The organism is Devosia sp., assembly GCF_028290645.1.
Lineage (GTDB): Bacteria > Pseudomonadota > Alphaproteobacteria > Rhizobiales > Devosiaceae > Devosia_A.
This window is the reverse complement of record NZ_JAQGJL010000133.1, coordinates 1-3208: the sequence shown is the minus strand read 5'-3', so window position 1 is coordinate 3208 and position 3208 is coordinate 1. Positions and strand designations below refer to the sequence as shown.

The 3208-nt window shown below is 63.9% G+C and carries 4 protein-coding genes; 3 read left to right on the top strand and 1 reads right to left on the bottom strand.

Annotated elements, in window-relative coordinates; all coding sequences use genetic code 11:
* Window positions 1-190 precede the first annotated feature (190 nt).
* From JWQ89_RS07695 to JWQ89_RS07685, 3 genes are read left to right on the top strand one after another with little or no spacing between them, the layout of a single operon-like run.
* Window positions 191-694 carry a DUF3489 domain-containing protein gene (locus tag JWQ89_RS07695; protein WP_299639818.1) on the top strand — a complete coding sequence of 168 codons (504 nt, stop codon included), beginning with the start codon at window positions 191-193 and terminating at the stop codon, window positions 692-694.
* Window positions 694-1107: a DUF2924 domain-containing protein gene (locus JWQ89_RS07690; protein ID WP_299639816.1), complete on the top strand. Its 414-nt coding sequence runs from the start codon at window positions 694-696 to the stop codon at window positions 1105-1107. The genes JWQ89_RS07695 and JWQ89_RS07690 overlap by 1 nt, the downstream gene beginning before the upstream one ends.
* Window positions 1104-2753, top strand: coding sequence for a recombinase family protein (locus tag JWQ89_RS07685; RefSeq protein ID WP_299639814.1), 1650 nt, complete (start codon window positions 1104-1106; stop codon window positions 2751-2753). The genes JWQ89_RS07690 and JWQ89_RS07685 overlap by 4 nt, the downstream gene beginning before the upstream one ends.
* Here JWQ89_RS07685 and JWQ89_RS07680 read toward each other — a convergent pair.
* A partial coding sequence (locus JWQ89_RS07680) for a MucR family transcriptional regulator (RefSeq protein ID WP_299639812.1) occupies window positions 2754-3208 on the bottom strand: 455 nt, incomplete at its 5' end.

The following is a 3208-nucleotide window of genomic DNA, read 5'->3' as shown; positions in this document are numbered from 1 at the left end:
CTCCGGTCGACCGATCGCGGCGTCGGCCGCTCTTGCACAAACCATTCGACTTGCGCGTCCACCAGAGCAACAGCCGTGACAGTAGAGAGTCGCGGTTGAGTCACGCGGCTGCCCCGGCGATGTCATCGCTACGGGGCTAGGGCTGGTGGGAGCGGCACGGTGCCGCTCATCCGAACAACGGAACACCACCATGCCCAAGCTCAACGACACTCAGCTGATCCTGCTATCGACCGCTTCGCAGCGCGAAGGCGGCAGCTTCTACCCGCTGCCCACCATGCTGGCCGACGCTGGCGACATCGCCACCAAAGCGATGGCCGCGCTGACCAAGCGCGGGTTCGCCGAACAACGCGAGACCAGCGACGCGGCGATGGTTGCTCGTACCGACGGCGACATCCGCTACGGCATGTTTATTACCGATGCCGGGATAGCGGAGATCGACCAAACCCATGTTATTGACGTCAAGGCATCACAACGTACCGTAGTGCTCGAGACCCCCAATGTCTCCAAAACCTCGGCCGTTCTCGCGCTCCTCCAGCGCGAGGACGGCGCTTCTGTCTCAGAGCTGATCGAGCTGACCGGCTGGCTGCCGCATACAACACGCGCCGCGCTGACCGGCCTGCGCAAAAAGGGCCATGTCATCGACCGCAGCAAGCGCAATGACGAGACCTGCTACCGCATCGCCGCTGCCGCCTGATGATCTGGTTGGAGGAGAGTCTCGCTCGGCTGGCGACCTGCACGTCAGCCGAGCTCAAGGACGAGTGGCGTTCGCTGACCAAGTCACCGGCGCCCAGGATCAGCCCGAAGATGATGCGCCTCGCCCTTGCCTGGGAGATGCAGGCAAAGGCGTTCGGCGGCGTGTCGCGCGAGACCATTCGCAAACTCGACCAGCTCGCCGCCTCCAAGACCAGGACCAGCCCGGTGTCGCCCGGCATGCGGCTCGTCCGCGAGTGGGGCGGCAAGGTGCATGTGGTGACCGTCGGCGAGGACCGCATAATCCGCTGGCAAGATGCTGAGTATCGTTCGCTGAGTGAGGTCGCCAAGGCGATCACCGGCACGCACTGGTCGGGACCGGCGTTCTTCGGATTGAAGCGGAAAGCCGCCGCATGAAAACCATCCGCTGCGCGATCTACACCCGCAAATCGAGCGAGGAGGGGCTGGACCAGGCGTTCAACAGTCTCGACGCGCAGAGGGAGGCATGCGCCGCCTATATCCTGAGCCAGGCCAGCGAAGGCTGGACTGCGCTTCCGGATGTCTATGACGATGGCGGGCTGTCGGGCGGGACGTTGGCACGACCCGCCCTGCAAAGACTATTGGGTGAGATAGCTGCAGGACGGGTCGATACCGTCGTCGTCTACAAAGTCGATCGCCTGACCCGCTCGTTAATGGACTTCTCGAAGCTCGTGGAGACGTTCGACAAGGCGGGCACGTCGTTCGTATCGGTCACGCAGTCGTTCAACACCACGACCAGCATGGGGCGGCTCACGCTCAACATGCTGCTGTCGTTCGCGCAGTTCGAGCGCGAGGTCACCGCCGAGCGTATCCGCGACAAGATCGCCGCATCCAAGGCCAAGGGCATGTGGATGGGCGGCACCCCGCCGATCGGCTACGCCCCCGATGGACGAACACTCAAGGTGGTTGAGGGAGAAGCCAGCCTCATCCGCGGTATCTTCGATCTCTATCTTGAGCTTGGAAACGTCCATCGCGTCGCCGAACGGCTTGAACAGGGCGGGGTACGCGCACCGATACGCACCAGCCTCAAGAACAGCCGCACCTTTGGCGGGGTGCTGCTGGGCCGCGGGCAGATCTACACCATCCTCAAGAACCCGATCTATGTCGGAGAAATCCCCCACAAGGGCCAGACATTCCCCGGACTCCACGACGGCATCGTCGATCGTGACATCTGGGACCGCGCGCAAGCGCAGCTTGCTGCCAACCTCAAGGGCCACCGAAGCGGGGTGCGCAACAAGCACCCCGCCTTGCTGTCCGGCAGGATCGTCGATGGGGAAGGACGCTCGCTGGTCTCCACGCATGCCAGCAAGGGGACAACCCGCTATCGCTATTATGTCAGTCGCGATCTTGCCGATAGCACTGCCACGACGGGTTTGCGGATACCCGCGACCGAGATCGAAGCGGCGGTGCGCGAGCGGATCGGGGCGCTGTTCGATGACGGGTTCACCCTGGCGAGCGCCGACTGGCTGCGGGTGGCGCCCAGTGACTATGCGATCCTGACCGAGCGCTGCTCGGACGTGGCCGGTCGCAGTCGTGCGTTCCTGCGCGATGTCCTCAAACAGGTCCGCGTCCACGACAGCCGGATCGAGATCGAGTGCTCGACCGCGGTGATCGCCAAAGCGCTCAACGTCGAGCGCGAGGATGACTCACCCGAGACGGTCACGCTTACGTCCGAGGTGCGGCTGACGCGATCGGGGAGAGCAATGCGGCTGATCCACAGCAACGGTGGGTCGGCGGCCAGTGTGCCCAGTACCTCGCTGATCACGCAGTTGAACCGGGCGCGCCGCTGGTGGGCGCAGATCCGCACCGGCGCGATGGACATCAAGACGCTTGGCAGACTCGAAGGCGTGCAGGACGCCTACATCACGCGCGTCATGCGGCTCGTGTTCCTGTCGCCCGCAGTGATTGACGCCATGCTTAAGGGCACACTCAAGCCCGGCGTCGACATCGCCATGCTGACAGCGCCGGGGGCGATATCGCCAAACTGGGATGAGCAGCGGCGGGCATTTCTGCCCGCCAGTTGATTACTTCGGCGCGGCCGCCTTGGCGGGGCGCTTTGCACCAGGCTTGCGGCCGAGGCCAATCTTCTTGGCCATCGCGCGACGCGCTTCCGAATACGCAGGCGCGGTCATCGGATAGTCTGCCTTGAGGTTGTAGCGTTCGCGATACTGCTCGGGGGTCAGGCCGTTCGTGCTCAGGTGGCGGCGCAGGGTCTTGTACGACTTACCGTCGATCATTGAGATGATGTGGTCGCGTGAGGCGAGCGATTTGCGGGCGGTGACGGCGGGGGTGAACTCAGCGGCTGGCTCGCCTTCAGGTTCAGCGGCAGCGCCGCTCGACAAACCCGCCACCGCTTCGTGCATCTTCTGCAGAAAAGCCGGGACATCGTCCGCATTGGCGCGCGTATTGGGATTGGAGAGCCAGGCGATTGTCAGCTCGGTGGCCAGTTCAACAGTGTTTAGTTCGTTCGCGTCTTCGG